Below are 453 nucleotides of genomic sequence, written 5' to 3'. Positions count from 1 at the left end.
CAAATACACTGAGGTTTATCTGGTAAAAGGCGATGACGGCAAAGTCAGCCAAATCATCCTGCCTATGCACGGTAACGGTTTGTGGTCTGTTATGTACGGCTTTGTCGCCATCCAACCCGACGGCAACACCATCAACGGCATCACTTACTACGACCAAGGCGAAACCCCGGGCTTGGGCGGCGAAATCGGCAATCCGTTGTGGCAACAAAAATTCGTCGGCAAAAAACTGTTTGACGAACAAGGCAAACTCGCCCTGCATGTAGGCAAAGGCGCAAGTTCGGACAAAGAACACGGCGTAGATGCCCTCTCCGGCGCATCGCTGACATCTAAAGGCGTGCAAGGTTCGTTCGCCTACTGGTTCGGCGAAAACGGCTATCTCCCCTACCTGAACAAATTGAAATCAGCAGGAGCACAATAATGGCTGACATGACACGCTTGAAATATTTGATGTTT

The 453-nt window shown here is 50.6% G+C and carries 1 protein-coding gene; it reads left to right on the top strand.

All coding sequences use genetic code 11. The annotated features are described in order from the left end of the window. Window positions 1-418, top strand: a 418-nt coding sequence (nqrC, locus tag ACTHUR_RS20605) for an NADH:ubiquinone reductase (Na(+)-transporting) subunit C (protein WP_440400656.1), incomplete at its 5' end; no start/stop codon positions are given. Window positions 419-453 lie beyond the last annotated feature (35 nt).

The sequence above is a fragment of the Neisseria sp. P0021.S007 genome (genome assembly GCF_051956855.1).
This window is presented reverse-complemented; position numbering and strand designations above follow the sequence as displayed.